At 70.8% G+C, this 17518-nt stretch carries 16 protein-coding genes and 1 pseudogene; 13 read left to right on the top strand and 4 right to left on the bottom strand.

Going from position 1 to position 17518, the window contains the following annotated elements; all coding sequences use genetic code 11:
- Positions 1 to 84 precede the first annotated feature (84 nt).
- From AB5J50_RS41460 to AB5J50_RS41475, 4 genes are read left to right on the top strand one after another with little or no spacing between them, the layout of a single operon-like run.
- Complete coding sequence (locus tag AB5J50_RS41460) at positions 85 to 828, top strand: amino acid ABC transporter ATP-binding protein (RefSeq protein ID WP_369263769.1); 744 nt, start codon at positions 85 to 87, stop codon at positions 826 to 828.
- 17 nt (positions 829 to 845) lie between these two features.
- Complete coding sequence (locus AB5J50_RS41465) at positions 846 to 1769, top strand: glutamate ABC transporter substrate-binding protein (RefSeq protein ID WP_369263770.1); 924 nt, start codon at positions 846 to 848, stop codon at positions 1767 to 1769.
- Between the two features lie 16 nt (positions 1770 to 1785).
- Positions 1786 to 2430, top strand: a complete 645-nt coding sequence (locus AB5J50_RS41470; RefSeq protein ID WP_369263771.1) for an amino acid ABC transporter permease — start codon at positions 1786 to 1788, stop codon at positions 2428 to 2430.
- Entirely contained in the window at positions 2427 to 3317 is an 891-nt protein-coding gene (locus tag AB5J50_RS41475; protein WP_369263772.1) for an amino acid ABC transporter permease, read from the top strand. The genes AB5J50_RS41470 and AB5J50_RS41475 overlap by 4 nt, the downstream gene beginning before the upstream one ends.
- A gap of 48 nt (positions 3318 to 3365) precedes the next feature.
- Here AB5J50_RS41475 and AB5J50_RS41480 read toward each other — a convergent pair whose 3' ends face one another.
- The 3 genes from AB5J50_RS41480 to AB5J50_RS41490 all read right to left on the bottom strand — a co-directional run bounded on the left by AB5J50_RS41480 (position 3366) and on the right by AB5J50_RS41490 (position 6986).
- Positions 3366 to 4940, bottom strand: coding sequence for an alpha/beta fold hydrolase (locus AB5J50_RS41480; RefSeq protein WP_369263773.1), 1575 nt, complete (start codon positions 4938 to 4940; stop codon positions 3366 to 3368).
- Positions 4941 to 5165: 225 nt separating this feature from the next.
- Entirely contained in the window at positions 5166 to 6125 is a 960-nt protein-coding gene (locus tag AB5J50_RS41485; RefSeq protein WP_369263774.1) for an Ig-like domain-containing protein, read from the bottom strand.
- A gap of 99 nt (positions 6126 to 6224) precedes the next feature.
- Positions 6225 to 6986 carry a hypothetical protein gene (locus AB5J50_RS41490; RefSeq protein WP_369263775.1) on the bottom strand — a complete coding sequence of 254 codons (762 nt, stop codon included), beginning with the start codon at positions 6984 to 6986 and terminating at the stop codon, positions 6225 to 6227.
- Positions 6987 to 7090: 104 nt separating this feature from the next.
- Between AB5J50_RS41490 and ggt the strand changes: the two genes are divergently transcribed.
- Positions 7091 to 8893 carry a gamma-glutamyltransferase gene (gene ggt, locus AB5J50_RS41495; RefSeq protein ID WP_369263776.1) on the top strand — a complete coding sequence of 601 codons (1803 nt, stop codon included), beginning with the start codon at positions 7091 to 7093 and terminating at the stop codon, positions 8891 to 8893.
- A 314-nt stretch (positions 8894 to 9207) separates the two neighbouring features.
- Here the strand turns inward: ggt and map are convergent, their stop codons facing one another.
- On the bottom strand, positions 9208 to 9975 hold the full coding sequence (map, locus tag AB5J50_RS41500; RefSeq protein WP_369263777.1) for a type I methionyl aminopeptidase: 768 nt from the start codon (positions 9973 to 9975) through the stop codon (positions 9208 to 9210).
- A 32-nt stretch (positions 9976 to 10007) separates the two neighbouring features.
- On the opposite strand from map, the gene AB5J50_RS41505 reads away from it, so the two are divergent.
- The 8 genes and pseudogenes from AB5J50_RS41505 to AB5J50_RS41540 all read left to right on the top strand — a co-directional run bounded on the left by AB5J50_RS41505 (position 10008) and on the right by AB5J50_RS41540 (position 17328).
- Positions 10008 to 10262, top strand: a complete 255-nt coding sequence (locus AB5J50_RS41505; protein ID WP_369263778.1) for a helix-turn-helix domain-containing protein — start codon at positions 10008 to 10010, stop codon at positions 10260 to 10262.
- A 74-nt stretch (positions 10263 to 10336) separates the two neighbouring features.
- Positions 10337 to 11467 (top strand): annotated as a pseudogene (locus AB5J50_RS41510) (adenosine deaminase); the annotation flags it as partial.
- 135 nt (positions 11468 to 11602) lie between these two features.
- Positions 11603 to 12154: a phosphoribosylaminoimidazolesuccinocarboxamide synthase gene (locus tag AB5J50_RS41515; protein WP_369265657.1), complete on the top strand. Its 552-nt coding sequence runs from the start codon at positions 11603 to 11605 to the stop codon at positions 12152 to 12154.
- Positions 12151 to 12858, top strand: coding sequence for an SDR family NAD(P)-dependent oxidoreductase (locus tag AB5J50_RS41520; RefSeq protein ID WP_369263779.1), 708 nt, complete (start codon positions 12151 to 12153; stop codon positions 12856 to 12858). Before AB5J50_RS41515 ends, AB5J50_RS41520 begins: the two co-directional genes overlap by 4 nt.
- Positions 12859 to 13314: a hypothetical protein gene (locus AB5J50_RS41525; protein WP_369263780.1), complete on the top strand. Its 456-nt coding sequence runs from the start codon at positions 12859 to 12861 to the stop codon at positions 13312 to 13314.
- On the top strand, positions 13311 to 14210 hold the full coding sequence (locus AB5J50_RS41530) for an HAD hydrolase family protein (protein WP_369263781.1): 900 nt from the start codon (positions 13311 to 13313) through the stop codon (positions 14208 to 14210). Before AB5J50_RS41525 ends, AB5J50_RS41530 begins: the two co-directional genes overlap by 4 nt.
- Positions 14198 to 15391, top strand: coding sequence for an MFS transporter (locus tag AB5J50_RS41535; protein ID WP_369263782.1), 1194 nt, complete (start codon positions 14198 to 14200; stop codon positions 15389 to 15391). The genes AB5J50_RS41530 and AB5J50_RS41535 overlap by 13 nt, the downstream gene beginning before the upstream one ends.
- A 146-nt stretch (positions 15392 to 15537) precedes the next feature.
- A complete protein-coding gene (locus AB5J50_RS41540; protein ID WP_369263783.1) occupies positions 15538 to 17328 on the top strand; it encodes a hypothetical protein in 1791 nt (596 codons plus the stop codon).
- The last annotated feature ends 190 nt before the right edge of the window (positions 17329 to 17518 follow it).

The raw sequence follows: 17518 nt of genomic DNA on the forward strand, positions 1-17518 counted from the left end.
AAAGTGCGTGTCGAGTATTAAGTCCGTTATCGTCTGGGTAGTTTGCGGCAACTGCGACACAGCTGAGAGTGGGTAGGGCAGGGCATGGCTGTCGATCCGTTGATCGAGCTGCATGACGTGAACAAGTACTTCGGGGAGCTGCATGTTCTGCAGAACATCAACCTCACCGTCGGCAAGGGGGAGGTGGTCGTGGTCATCGGCCCGTCGGGGTCCGGCAAATCGACCCTGTGCAGGGCGATCAACCGTCTGGAGACGATCGAGTCGGGGACGATCAAGCTCGACGGCCGGCCGCTCCCGGAAGAGGGAAAGAGCCTCGCCAAGCTCCGCGCCGAGGTCGGGATGGTGTTCCAGTCTTTCAATCTCTTCGCCCACAAGACGGTCCTGCAGAACGTCTCGCTGGCCCAGATCAAGGTCCGCGGCCGCAAGAAGGACGAGGCCGACAAGCGTTCCCGCGAACTCCTGGACCGGGTGGGCCTCGCCAGCCAGGCCCCGAAGTACCCCGCGCAGCTCTCCGGCGGACAGCAGCAGCGTGTGGCCATCGCCCGCGCCCTCGCCATGGACCCCAAGGCGCTCCTCTTCGACGAGCCGACCTCGGCCCTCGACCCCGAGATGATCAACGAGGTCCTGGAGGTCATGCAGCAACTCGCCCGCGACGGCATGACCATGGTCGTCGTCACCCACGAGATGGGCTTCGCGCGCTCCGCCGCCAACCGCGTCGTCTTCATGGCCGACGGCCGCATCGTCGAGGACCGCACCCCCGAGGAGTTCTTCACCAACCCGCGCAGCGACCGCGCCAAGGACTTCCTCTCCAAGATCCTCAAGCACTGAGCGGGGGAGCGCACCGCATGATCCGTACGACACGTGTGTGCCGTGCCCTCGTGGCGCTCGCGGCACTGACCGCCACCGCCGCATCCGCCGCCTGCGGCAAGGAGGGCAGCCCGCCCACCAAGGGCCCTGCCGCCGAGAAACTCCCCAACTACCAAGTGACACAAGGCTTTCAGCTGCCCAGCTCGCCCACCTGGAAGCGGGCCGAGAAGCGCGGATACTTCACCGTCGGCGCCAAGGAGGACCAGCCGTACCTGGGCCAGAAGGACCCGGCGACCGGCACCTACTCCGGCTTCGACATCGAGATCGCCAAGATGATGTCGGCCTCGCTCGGCTTCGCCCCGAAGAGCATCCGCTTCAGGACGATCGCCTCCGCCAACCGCGAAACCGCACTGCAGAACGGCCAGATCGACTACTACGTCGGCACCTACACCATCAACGACCTGCGCAAGAAGCTCGTCGGCTTCGCGGGCCCGTACTACCTTGCGGGCCAGTCCCTGCTGGTGCGCAAGGACGAGAACGACATCCACGGCCCGCAGGACCTCGCCGGCAAACGCGTCTGCTCGGCGGCCGGTTCGACCCCGTACCAGCGCATCAAGGCCGACTACCCGAAGGCGACACTCGTCGCGTACGACACGTACTCGGTGTGCGTCGACAACCTGCTCACCTACCAGGTCGACGCGGTCACCACCGACGACGCGATCCTGATCGGCTACGCGGCGAAGGTGCCCGGCGAACTCAAGGTCGTCGGCAAGCCGTTCTCCGAGGAGCCGTACGGCATCGGGGTACCGCGCGGCGACAACGCGCTGCGGTTCGCGCTCGACGACGCATTGGAGGCCCGCGAGATGAACGGCGACTGGAAGAAGGCGTACGAGGCGACGCTCGGCCTGTCCGGCGTGCCCGCGCCCACCCCGCCACCGATCGACCGCTACCCGGCGAACTGAAGGACGAGCGGCCGCGATGTACGTACTGACAGACAACTTCGACACATTCGTCGAAGGATTCCTCGGAACCGTCCAACTCACCGTCTACGCCTCGGCATTGGCCCTCGTGCTCGGCTTCCTGATGGCCTCGTTCCGGGTCGCGCCGGTCGGCTCGCTGCGGGTCTTCGGCACGGTGTGGGTCACAGTGCTGCGCAACACCCCGCTGACTCTGCTGTTCTTCGCGGTGCTGCTCGGCCTGCCGCGCTTCGGACTCGTGCTGCCCTTCCAGGTGTTCGCGATCCTGGCACTCGGCTGCTACACCTCGGCCTTCATCTGCGAGGCGCTGCGTTCCGGTATCAACACCGTGCCCAAGGGGCAGGGCGAGGCGGCCCGCAGCCTCGGTATGACGTTCAGTCAGACACTGTCCGTGGTCGTCCTGCCGCAGGCCTTCCGTTCGGTGATCCCGCCGGTCGGCTCCACACTCATCGCACTCGCCAAGAACTCCGCGATCGCGGGAGCGTTCAGCGTCACCGAGCTGCTCGGCACCTACAAGACGCTCAGCGAACTCGGCTACAACATCGTCTGGACCTTCTTCTGGATCGCCGTCGGCTACCTGATCATCACCCTCACCATCAGTGCGATCTTCATCGTCCTCGAGAAGCGCTGGGGAGTCCCCGGATGACCGCCACCGCCTTCGAAGCCACCGCCCTCTACGACGTCCCGGGTCCCAGGACCCGCAGACGGCACCGGATGTACGGGGTCGTGTCCACCGTCCTGATCCTCGCCCTGATCGGCTGGATCCTGTATCTCCTGTTCGACACCGACCAGTTCACATACACGAAGTGGATGCCCTTCGAGTACAAGGGCATCCAGGAGCTGCTGCTGCGCGGCCTCGGCAACACGCTCAAGGCGTTCGTGATGGCCGCGGTGCTCTCGCTTGCGCTCGGCACCGTGCTCGCGACGGGACGGCTCTCCGACCACCGTCCGGTGCGCTGGATCTCCACGCTGGTCGTCGAGTTCTTCCGCGCCATGCCCGTGCTGGTGATGATCTTCTTCATCTTCGTGGCGCTGAAGGTGCAGCCGCTGCCCGCGCTGGTCGCCGGGCTGACGCTCTACAACGGCTCGGTGCTCGCCGAGGTCTTCCGCTCGGGCGTCAATGCCGTCGAACGCGGCCAGCGGGAGGCCGCGTTCGCGCTCGGCATGCGCAAGACCCAGGTCATGACGTACGTCCTCGTGCCGCAGGCCGTACGGTCCATGCTGCCCACCATCATCAGCCAGCTCGTGGTGGCCCTGAAGGACACCTCGCTCGGCTATCTGATCACCTATGAGGAGTTCCTCCACGCCGGGAAGCTCATCGCGTCGAACCTCGACTACGATTTGCCGTTCATCCCCGTGGTGATGGTGATCTCACCGATCTACATCGGGATGTGCATGCTGCTCTCCTGGTTCGCCCAGTGGGTGTCCCGGTGGGAGCGGCGCAGTCCCAAGACCGAGGCCGTGCACGTGGCACCGGCCGAACCAGGGACGCTGCTGCCGGGTGGGGGTCCCCCCACAGCCCCGAGACTGTAGGGGGAGCAGCGGCTCGCAGGGCCAGACCCGGCCGGCGGCAGCCGGAGATCACTGCTCGCGCAGGGGCACCGACACATACGAGGGGTCGTGCTCCGGCGAGGAGAAGGTCAGCTGCGCGCCGGACGGGTTGTGCTCGATGTAGAGCGGGTCGACCGTGTCGACGACCAGGGCGAGCCGATGCCCTGCCGGGACGTCGTAGGCCGTGGAGTTCAGCTCCAGGTCGACGCCGAACGGCTTGCCCGGCGTCCGCCCGTGGAAGGTGTACGGCGCGTTGCTGACCAGCTTGCCGAGGCCGAGCGGGCCCACGTCGTAGAGGTACGCGACGAAGGTGCCGCTCTCCTTGGTGGGTGTGACCGTGGTGTGCAACGCGACGGTGCCGCGCACCTTTTGGGCGCTCGCGTACTTCTCCGACTGCCAGACGGCCGTCCAGTAGCGCGGCAGCAGCGGGATGGAGGCCATCGGGGGCAGCTGGGCGAGCTGGTCGAGGATGCTGGAGAGGAAGATGATCCCGCCGTCGGCGCCCGAGTCGACGTTCGTGTGGATCGTGGTGGTGCCCGCGAGGGCGATCTTCCTGGTGGTCGCGCCGACCGACTTCCAGTCCGGGTAGCCCTCGTAGGCGCCCGTGGTGCGGGGCTTGAGCTGGACGGGCTGCTCGCGGTCGATGGCGTTGTCCTCGCCCTTGAGGTAGTGGTCGAACCAGCGGCCCGTGTCCGTCCACACGTCGTTGGGGAGCCCGAACAGCCCGGTCACCTCGGCCGTGGCATGGTCGCCGGGGCGGAACTCCAGCCTCTTGGGCCCGGTCAGCTTCTCGTAGAACTTGGCGTACTGGTTGGGCGAGAAGATCGTGTCGCCCCAGCCGTTGGCCAGCATGATCGCCGCGCCGTTGGCGTTGAGCTGGTCGACGTAGGTTTCGGGGGAACGTTTCTTCCCCCAGGCGAGGATCTCCTGTTCCTTGGAGAGGTCGGAGGCGAAGAAGTCCTTGAATATCTGCTGGAGTTCGGCGCTGGGGTGGCCGGTGAGCGTGCCGGCGCCGTCCAGGAGGGCGGCCGCCTGGGCGTGCTGGGTGCGGCCCGAGTAGATCGATTCGATGAGGTCGGCCCAGCCGCTGAGGGCGGCGACTGCCTTGATCCGCTTGTCGTGCGCGGCGGCGAGCAGGCTGATGCCGGCGCCGTACGACATCCCCGCAATGCCGACCTTCTGTGCGTCGGACGGGGTGTTGGCCAGCGCCCAGTCGATCACCTTGGACGCGTCGGCCACGTCCGGCGGGCCCGCCACTTCTATCTCGCCGCCGGACTGCCAGAAGCCGCGGACGTTGTAACTGACCACCACATAGCCGGAGTCGGCGAGCTTCTGGGCCTGTGCGAGGTACTCGACCTGCGGCAGGCCCCAGCTGGTCGGCAGCACGATGAGCGGGTAGCTGCGGGTGCCGTCGGCGCTCGCCGGTGTGACGACGTTGGCCTTGAGGATCGTGCCGCCGTCTCCGGAGATGTCGACGAAGCGGATGCCTGCCGCGCTGGTGGCGGCCTGGGCGGCCGGAGCCAGACCGAGGCCGGCGGTGGCGATCAGCGTCGCGGAGACGGCACCGACGGCGGACGTACGCAGGGCGTTGCGACCGTGTCCCACGGGTCACTCCTCACTCGTGTCAGTGCAAAGTGACCCGACGGTAACCTTGATCACTTACCGGAAGTAACCCGTCGGTAAGTTACGTGCGAGTAACGATTATTGAAGTGTTCATTTCGTGAGCAATAGCCGCCCCGAAGCGTGCGTTCCGTGTGCGTGAGGCTCTAGCGGAACGCGCGGAAGTATGCGTCGGGGGTGCCTCCGCGGTGGTCGTGCCCGCTTCGGCCCCTACGGGAGTGCGCTCTTCGCCTGCCAGTCGGCCCACGACAAGTTCCACTCGCCGTACCCGTTCCCGGCTGCGGGCTTTCCCTTCGAGCCGCTGCCTGTCACCTCGAACGGGTCGCCGACCTGGACCTCTCCGTACAGCCAGGAGGCGTCGGAGTCGCTCATGCCGATGCAGCCCGAGCTGTGGTTGACGGTGCCGAAGTACGCCGCGTTCCAGGGCGCCGCGTGCGCGTACATGCCCGACCAGGTCAGCCGCATCGAGTAGTCGACCATCTTGTCGTAGGCGTTGCCGAGCCCCACCGTCTCGGAGCGCATGTTGATCGTGCCCTCCTTGGCCATCAGGACGGACGTGCCGCCCCAGGAGGCCTTCTCGCCGCCCGGTGTGCCCGCGGACATCGGCACCGACCGCACCGTGCGCCCGTCGCGCACCAGCGTCAGGTGCTTGCTGTCGAGGTCGACGTCGACCCGCTGGCTCTTGCCGACGACGAAGCTCGTGGCGTAGTCGCGGACGAACCAGCCGCCCTCCGCGCCGGAGTCGACGCGGTTGAGGTGAGCCTCCAGCGTCACCTTCGTGCCGGACTTCCAGTACTCCTTCGGGCGCCAGTCGACGCGGTCCCGGCCGTCGTAGTGCTGGACCCAGCCCCATGATCCGACGGTGTCGTTCGAGGTGGTGACCTTGAGGTGCCGCTCCACCGCCGCCTTGTTCTTCACCGGGTGGTCGAAGACGATCGACAGCGGCTGCGCGACGCCGACCGTGGTGTCCTTCCCGGGGGCGAGCGTGAGCTTGTTGACCTTGTCCGGCCTGAACGGCTTCGCCTGCCGCTTGCCCGGGCTCGCCTTGGGCTGCGGCTTGTCCGCCACGGTGTCCGCCGCGGAGGGGGAGCCGCCCGAGCAGGCGCTCAGGGCGGCGGCGGACGCGGCCGTGGCGAGGGCGAGCGGAATCAGCGGGCGTATGCGAATCAAGGGGGCGTACCTCCGTGCGGACTGTGGACCGCACGGAAAGAGGGGGGAAACGCCCCTTTGGGTTGCCCTGTGCTAGTTAGATCACATTAATAGGGGTCGTTATGAGTTCGCCCGATGCGAGTTCCGTGGCGGCGCGGGTGTGGGCAGCGGGGTCTGGGCGATCCGGGTGACGTCCGCGACGAGTTCGACCACGTCGGGACCGTATGCCTGGGAATTGATCACCTTCAGCAGCAGGACGAAGGTGTTGTTGCCGTGCTTGCGGGCGAGGCGCTCGTGATCGCGGGCCAGGTAGCGGGTCGCGGCCTGGTTGGTGATGGCCCGCTGGCCGCAGAACAGGAACACGGGGCGAGTCTGGCGGTGCTGGCCGACGGTGAGCCGGGCCAGCAGGACGTACTCCGTGACACCCGGCTCCAGGCGGTAGTGCTCGGTGCCGATCTGGAAGGCGCCCCGGTCCGGGCCCGGCTCCGGGTCGACGTTGACCCGCACGCCGGGCAGCATCGCCTGCATATGGGCCACCATGCGCCGGTTCGAGCCGGGGCCGCCCACGCAGAACTCCGTGCGTTCGCCGAAGCCCTGCTGAGCCGTGTCCTGAGTGACCACCTGGACGTGCGCGCCGCAGTCCTTGATCAGTGCGGAGAGCTCCAGGAGCGCGAACACGTCGAAGCGATGGACGGCCGGTTCGGAGGTCGCGGGATCGCGGTTGACGACGAGCAGTGACTCCGAGTTCTCCGGCAGCCCGAAGAACGCCTGCTTGCGCCGCAGCTTTCGCTTCCACAGATACGTACGGGCGAGCCAGCCGAGCGCGGCGCTGATGGCGGCCGCGAGCACGCCGAGGACGATGTTGCGCACGTCGTCATTCATGGGCGCGCATGTTAGCGGCAGTACGGACCGGCGTTCGAGGGGGTCCTGACGCGGGCATGGCAGTGAAGTTACGCTGCGCGGACGGCTGTTGACTGGAGGTACGGATGCGTCGCCCTCTTGCGCGGAATCTGGCGGTCTTGGCGGTTTCGGCCGCGGTGGTGTCGGTCGGTGCGGCGGCGCCTCCCGCCGCACCCGCCGCCCAGGCGGCGGAGAAGGTGCCCGTCGCCGTCGGGTACGGCGGAGCCGTCGCGAGCGTCGACGCGGACGCCTCCGCCGCCGGGATCGAGGTCCTGAAGAAGGGCGGCAACGCCGTGGACGCGGCCGTCGCCACGGCGGCGGCTCTCGGCGTCACCGAGCCCTACTCGTCCGGCATCGGCGGAGGCGGCTACTTCGTCTACTACGACGCCAAGTCCCGTACGGTGCACACGATCGACGGCCGCGAGACGGCACCGCTGACCGCCGACTCCGGACTGTTCCTGGAGAACGGCAAGCCGCTCGCCTTCGCGGACGCGGTGACCAGCGGGCTGGGCGTGGGCACGCCCGGCACCCCGGCCACCTGGCAGACGGCTCTGGACGAGTGGGGCAGCAGGGGCCTGGGCAGCGTCCTGAAGCCCGCCGAGCGCATCGCCCGCGACGGCTTCACGGTCGACTCGACCTTCCGCTCGCAGACCGAGTCCAACCAGGCCCGCTTCAAGAACTTCCCGGACACCGCCGGGCTGTTCCTGCCGGACGGCGCGCTCCCGGTGGTCGGCTCGACCTTCAAGAACCCCGATCTGGCGCGCACATACGAGGAGTTGGGCACGGAGGGCGCCGACGCGATCTATGACGGCGACCTCGGCCAGGAGATCGTCGACACCGTGAACAAGCCGCCGGTGGATCCGGGTTCGGGCTACAACGCCCGCCCCGGCAAGCTGTCCCTGGAGGACCTGGCGGCGTACGAGGCGAAGCTTCAGGCGCCCACGAGAACCTCGTACCGCGGGCTGAAGGTCTACTCGATCGCGCCCTCCTCCTCGGGCGGTACCACGGTCGGCGAGGCACTCAACATCCTTGAGAAGACCGACCTTTCGAAGGCGAGCGAGGTCCAGTACCTGCACCGCTACATCGAGGCGAGCCGGATCGCGTTCGCGGACCGGGGGCGCTGGGTGGGCGACCCCGCCTTCGAGGACGTACCCACCAAGGGACTGCTCTCGCAGAAGTACGCGGACTCGCGGGAGTGCCTGATCAAGGACGACGCGGTGCTGACGAGCCCGCTGGCGCCGGGTGACCCGAGCGACCCCGCGGCCTGCTCCACCGCCGGAACGGCCGCCCCGACGACGTACGAGGGCGAGAACACCACCCATCTGACAGTGGCCGACAAATGGGGCAACGTCGTCGCGTACACGCTGACCATCGAGCAGACCGGCGGCAGCGGCATCACCGTCCCGGGCCGCGGCTTCCTCCTCAACAACGAGCTCACGGACTTCTCCTTCACGCCCGCGAGCCCCGACGTCCACGACCCGAACCTGCCCGGCCCCGGCAAGCGGCCGCGCTCGTCCATCTCGCCGACGATCGTGCTCGACCGCAACAGCCGGCCGGTGGTGGCGCTCGGCTCGCCGGGCGGCGCGACCATCATCACGACCGTGCTGCAGACGCTGACCGAGTTCCTGGACCGCGGGCTGCCACTGGTGGACGCGATCGCCGCGCCCCGCGCCAGCCAGCGCAACCAGACCACCACCGAACTCGAACCGGCCCTGTGGACCAGCACGCTGAAGACCCAACTGGAGTCCCTCGGCCACGCCTTCCGCCAGAACGCGGAGATCGGCGCGGCGACCGGCGTGCAACGGCTGCCCAACGGCAAGTGGCTCGCGGCGGCGGAGAAGGTGCGCCGCGGCGGCGGCTCGGCGATGGTGGTGCGGCCGGCGTCGTAGCGACGGTGGCAGCGCCGGCGTCGTAGCGACCGGTGGTCGTGTCTGCGGCGTAGTGACAGGTGTCGTGCGGGCGGCGTTCCGGCAGCTCAGGGCGCTGCCCGACCGAATGTCAGTGCCGTGCGCCATCCTTGCGGGCGTGGACGGGAGTGCCTTCTGGCGGCATGGTCGAGGAGCGCCGTCCCGCGGTACCCGACCCTGACGGGTCCGGGCCGGCCGCGGGCCTGACCGGCATGCTCGTGGCAGGCCCGCGGTACGAGTCGTACTCCGACACGAAGGGCCGCCTGGGCGCGCCGAGACAGCGAGCGGGCCGGGAGTCAGCGCGCCGTGAGGATGCGTGGCCCCCCAGCCGTGATCGCCACCGTGTGTTCCGCGTGGGCCGCGCGGGAGCCGTCGTTGGTGCGGAGGGTCCAGCCGTCGGGGGCGGCGTGGTATCCGTCGGTGCCGCCGCCGATGAGCATGGGCTCGATGGCGAGGACCATGCCGTGGCGGAGAGGGAGGCCGCGGCCGGGGCGGCCCTCGTTGGGGACGCCCGGGTCCTCGTGCATGCGGCGGCCGATGCCGTGGCCGCCGAAGCCGTCCGGGATGCCGTACCCGGCCGCGCGGCAGACGGTGCCGATGGCGTGCGCGATGTCGCCGATGCGGTTGCCGACGACGGCCGCCGCGATGCCCGCCGCGAGGGCGCGCTCGGCGGTCTCCACGAGGCGTACGTCGGCCGCGCGCGGCTCGCCCACGATGAAGCTGATCGCCGAGTCGCCCACCCAGCCGCCCAGTTCGGCGCCGAAGTCCATGGAGACCAGGTCGCCGTCGCGCAGCCGGTAGCCGTTCGGGATGCCGTGCACGATCGCGTTGTTCACCGAGGCGCAGATGACCGCGGGGAACGGGGTGGGTGCGAAGGAGGGGCGATAGCCGAGGAACGGGGAGCTCGCGCCCGCGTCGCGCAGGACCTGGTGAGCCACCTCGTCCAGCTCCAGGAGCGAGACGCCGACGTCGGCCGCTTCCCGTACCGCCGTGAGCGCCCGGCCCACGACCTGGCCCGCCGCGTACATCTCGTCGATCGATGTGTCTGTCTTGAGTTCCACCATGCCAATTACTATACCGGTATTAGAATGGTGGCATGGTACGTACTCCCCTGACCCCCGAAGAGCGCGAACGCGGCGAGCGGCTCGGCCAGTTGCTGCGCAAAGCGCGCGGTGACCGCAGCATGGCGGAGGTCGCGGCGGTGGCCGGGATCTCCGCCGAGACGCTGCGCAAGATCGAGACCGGACGGGCGCCCACCCCCGCCTTTTTCACGGTGGCGGCGCTGGCTCGGGCGCTCGGACTGTCGATGGACGACCTCGTCGTGCGATGTGCGTTGGCGCAGGTGGCGTGACGTGTGAGGTGCATGGGTTTCCAGTTGGTGGAATACCCCTTGTCGTCTACGCGCGTAGTCACTAATCTCCGGCCATGTCGATCATCAACGACCGCCCCGCTGCGGCCACTTCGGATCAGACCGGCCCCTCCGTCGCGACTGCGGAACAGATACGGCGCGCGCCCAAGGTGCTGCTGCACGACCACCTCGACGGCGGTGTGCGGCCCGCCACGGTCCTCGCACTCGCCCGCGAGACCGGATACGACGCCCTGCCCAAGAGCGATGCCGCCGAACTCGGCGCCTGGTTCCGCGAGGCCGCCGACTCCGGTTCGCTGGAGCGCTACCTGGAGACCTTCTCGCACACCGTCGGCGTGATGCAGACCCGCGAGGCTCTGGTCAGGGTCGCCGCCGAATGCGCCGAGGACCTCGCCGCCGACGGCGTCGTCTACGCCGAGGTCAAGCACGCCCCCGAACTGCACACCGCCAAGGGCCTCACCCTCGACGAGGTCGTCCAGGCCGTCCTCGAAGGCTTCCGCGAGGGCGAGCGAAGGGCCGCCGCGGCCGGTCACCGCATCCGGATCGGCGCCCTGGTCACCGCGATGCGCCATGCCGCCGGATCCCGCGAGATCGCCGAACTCGTCAACAAGTACCGCGACGTGGGAGTCGTCGGGTTCGACATCGCGGGCGCCGAGGACGGCTTCCCGCCCACCCGGCACCTCGACGCCTTCGAGTACCTCAAGCGCGAGAACAACCGCTTCACCATCCACGCGGGCGAGGCGTACGGCCTGCCGTCCATCTGGGAGGCCGTGCAGTGCTGCGGCGCCGACCGGCTCGGGCACGGCGTACGCATCGCCGACGACATCCAGGAAGCGGACGACGGCAGCGTGAAGATGGGCCGCCTGGCCGCCTACGTACGCGACACCCGCATCCCGCTCGAACTCTGCCCGACCTCCAACCTCCAGACGGGCGCCGCCCCTTCGTACGCGGAGCACCCGTTCGGACTGCTGGCCCGCGTCGGCTTCCGGGTCACCGTCAACACCGACAACCGGCTCATGAGCGACACCAGCATGAGCCGCGAACTCGGTCATCTCGTCGAGGCGTTCGGCTACGGCCTGGACGACCTGGAGCGGTTCGCGGTCGACGCCATGGAGTCGGCGTTCCTGCCCCTGGACGAGCGCACCGCCCTCATCGAGGACGTCATCCGGCCGGGGTACGCGCGGCTGCGCAGCGGCGAGCCCGACATCGTCGGCCGCAGCAAGCGGCTCTGGCTCAGGCAGGACGGCACCTGCGACATCGAGCTCATCCCGAGCCTGCGGAGTTATACGTACCATCGCGACGAACTGGTCCCCGCCACCGCCAAGTTGCGGCTCGACTTCTACGAGGCCGCAGCCGCGCGCCTCGCCGAGCAGGGCGTGCGCACCGTGTTCCGCGAGCGGCTCGCCGACAACGCCTACCGCGCCGACTACGTGCCCGCCCCGCCCTTCGAGGTCATCGTGAAGAACCTGGCCACGGGGTCGACCACGATCAAGTACCCGGGACTGTTCGAGGAGGGCCACCGGTTCGACCCGCCCGTGGTGAAGTTCGACTTCCGCGTCGACCCCGAGGACCAGCCGATCGGCGAGGACTACCTGCGAGCCCTCGGCGTCGACACCGACGCCTACCGGCGCGTCGCGCTGGAGACCAACGCCGCGCTGCGCTCCTGGCTGGCCCCGCTCGACCTGTGGGACTTCTGCCTCGTCATCGGCGACGGCCCGGACGGCGAGCCGGTCATCAACTCCGAGATCTCCCCGGACTGCATGCGCCTGCGCGACCCGGAGGGCAACCCGCTCGACAAGGACCTGTTCCGGCAGGGCGCCACCCCCGAGCGGATCGTCGCCGTCTGGACCGACCTCGTCCACCGGATCACCGGATGACGGCGCGCACCGCCCTGGTCACCGGAGCGAACCGGGGCTCGGGGCTGGCCATCGCCACCGCCCTGCACGACGCGGGCTGGCGGGTCCTCGCGCTGAACCGGACGCCCGCCGCTCTGCCCTGGCTGCGCGAGCGGGTCGTGGACCTCGGGCGCCCGGGTGAAGTGGCAGCGGCAGTAGACGAGTTGCTCGCGGAACTCGCGGACGGGGACGGTCTCGACGCGGTCGTCGCCAACGCCGTCGACCGCGCCTTCGGGACCGTCGCCACACTGCCGCCGGCCGCGTGGCAGCGGGCCCTCGACGTGAACCTCACCTCCGTGGTGGCCCTGGTCCAGGCCGCCCTGCCCCGGCTGCGGGCCGGGGAGGGCGGGCGGATCGTGCTGATGGGAAGCCACGCGGGCAGCCGCTTCTTCGAGGGTGGCGCGTCCTACTGCGCCACCAAGGCCGCCCTCAAGGCACTCGCCGAGGTGCTGCTCCTGGAGGAGCGCGAGCACGGCGTCGTGACGACACTCGTCAGCCCCGGTGCGATCGCCAACGTGCCCGGAGACGCATCGGAGTTCAAGATGTCGACGGAGTCGGTCGGCTCCACGGTCCGCTGGCTCCTCGAAGCGCCCGCGGACCTCGCGGTGGGAGAGATCGAACTGCGCCCGGCCCGGCTTCCCGGCTCCCTCCCGGTGACGGGCCTCGACCGGCTGCAGGCGGTCTGAATGGCCGACAGCCCTGCTGACATCCCCGCCGGCCACCCCGACGACACTCCCGTCCACCTGCCCACCCAGAGACAGGCGCGGACACCGGCGCAGGCACGGGCCCACTGGGACCGTGAGAACGGCGAACTACGCATCCGCACGGCAACTCCCGGCCCTGGCCCACGGATCGGCTACACAGGCACCGTCTGGATCACCCTCGACGCGACGGACACTCCCATCGCGCTCGATCTGCATCAGGTACCGGACGAGGTCGCCCGCCTCGTCCCCGTCCGGCCCCGCACGGACGGCGGAGACGGCCTGCCCTGGCTGCTCGACACGGACAGCAACTGGGTCTGGCTGCCGCTGCCGGACGGCGGCCCACGGGCCGAACGGCTGGAGTGCGAAGGGGCCGTGGACATCCAGCTCGACGCGGACCGGAAGGCGGCGGTGTCGGTGACCGTGACGGTGACACCATGAGCGCTACGCAGTCGGGGGCGGCGCCTCTTCCGAGCGGCCCGGCACCGGCGACCAGGCGCAGGCGCCGTGCCCTCCCGGCCGTACGGCTCCTGTGCACCGACCTCGACGGCACCCTGCTCGACTCGGGCGGCGCAATCGGCGAGCGCACCCTGGGCACGCTCGCCGAGGCGGCGCGGGCCGGGGTCGCCGTGGTCGGCGTCACCGGCCGGCCCGTCCGCGACACCCTGGACGTCACGCGCCGGTACGGGCTCACCGGTCCTGTGGTGTGCAGCAACGGAGCCGTGACCGTCGACGCCGGGTCGGGGCGGCTGCTGGACTGCCGGGGCTTCGGCCCCGCCGACGCGGTGGGCATGCTCCGGGCGCTGCGGGCCGCGGTGCCCGGGATCGGAGTGGGCGTCGACTCCGTGGCCGGACTCCGGCTGGAGACCCGGTTCGCGCGGCTGGTGCCGGACCCGTGGGACCACGTACCCCTGGAGGAGGGTGCCGTGCCGGCGGAGGGGGATCCGGTGGTGAAGATCCTCGCCGCCCATCCGGAACTGCCGGTGGACGAACTGTCGGAGGCGCTCGCCCCCGTCGTCGGCGACCGGGCGGTCATCACCCGGTCCACCGGCGCCTTCCTGGAACTGTCCGCCCCCGGCGTCGACAAGGGGGAGGCGCTGCGCCGGCTCGCCCGGCAGCGCGGCCTCCCGCCGGAGAACACCGCAGCCGTCGGCGACATGCCCAACGACATCCCGATGCTGCGCGCGGCCGGGCTCGCCGCGGCCGTGGCCAACGCCCATGAGGACACCCTGCGGGCCGCCGACATCGTGCTGCCCAGCAACGACGACGAGGGGGTCGCCGCGCTGATCCGGCTCGTCCTGCCCCGCACCCTGACAGGAGAGGCATGCTGTATCTGAGACTGCTCCGACGCCCCTACGTCACCAGTCTGCTGACCGGGTCCCTGATCGGCAGGATGCCCGGCGCGATGGCCGCGCTCGCCATTGCCCTGACCCTGCGCGAGGCCGGCTCCGGCTACCGCCTCGTGGGCGTGGCGACCGGCGTCTTCGCCGTGGCGGGCGCGGTCGGCGGACCGCTGCTCGGCCGTCTCGTCGACCGTACGGGACAGCCGCGGGTCCTGATCGTGTCCGCCGTCGTCTCGGGCGCCGGGTACGCGCTGCTCGCCGTCGCGCCCGGATCGGCGTACGCCATCGTCGCCGGAGCGGTGGTCGCCGGTGCGGCGGCTCCTCCGCTGGAGCCGTGTCTGCGCGCGCTGTGGCCTGCCCTGGTCGACAAGGACCAGCTGGAGTCGGCGTACGCGGTGGACGCCGGGGCCCAGGAAGTCATGTTCATCGCCGGGCCGTTGGCGGTCGCGGGCGTGGCCGCGCTCGGCCCGGCGCCGCTCGCCCTGTGGCTGGCCGCCGGACTCGGGTTGCTGGGCTCCGTCGTGATGGCCACCGCCGAGCCCTCCCGGTCCTGGCGGACCGAGGTGCGCGACGCGCACTGGCTCGGGCCGCTGCGCAGCCCGGGCCTGCTCCTGCTGCTCACCGCCCTGTTCGGGGCCGGCTGGGCGGTCGGCACCTTCAACGTCTTCAGCGTCGCGTACGCCGAGGCCCACTCGGTGCCGGGCGGTGCGGGCACCCTCATGGCGCTGTCCGCGTTCGGCGCGCTGCTCGGCGCGGTCACCTACGGCGCGCTCGGCTGGGCCGCGGCGGCGCAGCACAAGGCCGTCCTGCTCGCCGCCTCGATGGCGGCGACGTACTGGCTCGTGGCCCTCGTGCCCGGACCCGCGGGCGCCTGTCTGGTGGCCGTCGGCACCGGGGTGTTCTTCGCGCCGCTGCTCACCGTGGCCTTCGGGCTGGTCGGCGAACTCGCGCCGGAGGGGACCGTGACGGAGGCGTTCGCCTGGCTGGTGACGCTCATCGGCGGCGGTATCGCGGCCGGTTCCGCGGTCGCCGGTCTGCTGCTCGCGGGCTCCACACTCACGGCGGCCGCCGCGGTCGGCGCCTGCGGGGTGACGGCGGGCGCGCTGGTGCTCGCCCTCGCACGAAGCGGACTGGCCGCCAACCACCCGGCGGGGGAGGCGAGTAGGGTCTCCTGACAGCTGCGTCCCGCACGGGCCGCACACCGGTGTCATCCATCCCGGAGCGCTCTGCGCCCGGCCCGAAAACTCCCTGTAGCCGTCCCGTAACACGGCTGGTGTTTTCTACCGGACCGGAGCACTCCATTCGGGCGGGGAGTCGTGTGATGGCTGTAGAACAACTCCCGGGTCAAGTGCGGGAGTTCGCGAAGTACCTGAACGGGCTGATGGATCGGCTCGATCAGGGCGGCGGCTGGTGCGGAGTGTTCTGGCAGCGCGACCCCGACGGCATGCGGGCCTGCCTGGACGGCTGGGAAGTGCCGCCCTGGGACGTCGTGGAAGCGCTCCTCCAGGACACCGCCGCGGAGTACGGCGACCGCGCAGCGGCCCAGGAGACCGAGCGGGCCCGGGCCCTGCACGGCGGCGCGCTCGCCGCGTACGACGGCCGGCCCGGCGGCCGGGACGCCCTCAGCGACCGCCTCGACGTCATGCTCCGCGAACAGCGCTACGCGGCCGAGCGCCAGGCCGAGCTGAGCCGGCAGCTGCACTCGGCCGGTTCCCAGGAGGAGGCCGAGTCGATCCGGCTCGACCTCGCCTGGGCCCACGACGACCACGAGCGAGCCACGGCCCGCTGCGCCGAGCTCCGTCACCGCATGGAGAACCTCGACCGCCGCGCCCTGCACACCCACGCGCAGGGCGCCCTGAACATCCCGGCCGGCGCGGCCGGGGACGTGTTCCGGGTACAGGAGCCCGAGCGCGGGGCGGATCCGTCCGGCCGAGGCGGCGTACGGCGGGATTCGGGCGCGGGTGGCGCACGCCCCGGCGCCCCGGGGGCGTCCTCGGACACCCGCCGCCGCTCGACGATCCCGGAGCAGACCGGACCGGGCTCACCGTTCGCGGACCCCGGACTGCCGGACGATTGGGCGCCCTCCCGCCCCGGCTCGTACAACCCGGCTGCCGCGCGCCCCGCCGCGGGCTCCGGCGCCGATGTGTACGCCCCGCGCGACGGCGCGGGCACTCCGCGCGCCCCGCATGACGGCGCGTACGCCCCTGCCGCGCGCCCCGGCGGTTTCGACACCCCTGCCGAGTACCGCGACGACTCGCGCGCCGCTCAAGCCCCGCACGACGGCGCGTACGCCCCCTCCGCGCAACCCGACACCTCCCGCGCGCCCGCCGAGCAGTCCGCGAGCCCCCAGCCCGCCATCGAGCGCCCCGCGCCCGCCACGCCCAAGCAACGCTCCAAGCGCCGCCCCCGCGGCAGCGCCCGCTTCGCCGGAATGATGGAGCCCGAGGCGCCCCCCGTGGTCGCACCCGAGGCGGCGCCGCCCGCCCCGGCTCCGGCCGCGACGGGCGGCCGTACCCCCCGAGGCGCCCGTTTCGCCGGGGCGGCCGAAGAGGTCGCGCAGCCCCGGACGGAGCCGCTGGACGAGGGCGCGGGGCGGGCCACCGCAGAGACCGTCGACACGCTGATACGGCTGCGCGGCGAGGGCAGGAGCGGCGAGGCGCACGCCCTGCTCGTCGAGGCCGCGTACTGGCCGGCCGCCCGCTTCCCGCTGCTCGCCGCCGAGCTGCACCGTGCGGGCCTGGACGCCGACTGGGCCACCCTGCTGTGGGAGGCGGCCTCGCTCCCCGCCGACCGCCTGGTCGCCGCCGCGGACGCGCTCGTCGCGGCCGGCCGGACTGCCGACGGGCAGCAGATGCTGCGCCAGGGCGTCGCCCGGCCCGCGCCCGAGATCGGGGCCGCCGTACTGGGTCTCGCCGAGGAGGGCCGACTCCGCGAGATCCGCGCGCTGCTCGGCGCGTACGTCCGCGTACGCACCCCTGAGGAGACGGCCCGCAGCGCGGAAGCCGACCCGCAGCGGCTCGTGCCGCTCCTCCTGGAGGCCGCCCAGGGCGTCTCGGAGCAGCGCCGCTGGGACCTGGTGCACGCCCTGCGGGTCGCGGGCTTCACCGCGTGACCGGTCTTCCCGGCCGGCGGCTCACCGCGGCGGCCGGTCCGGTCACTCACCCGCAGGGGTATGAAACGTGATCGACTCAGCGGGTTAACGACGATGGTCTTGGCAACGCTCTCCAGGGGGCTTACTTTCGAGCCTCTACAGCCTTTGTCTACGGGCGTAGAGGCTCTCTGACGTCCCGTCGAAGGAGCAG

The organism is Streptomyces sp. R35 (assembly GCF_041053035.1).
In the GTDB taxonomy this organism is placed as follows: Bacteria; Actinomycetota; Actinomycetes; order Streptomycetales; family Streptomycetaceae; genus Streptomyces; species Streptomyces lutosisoli.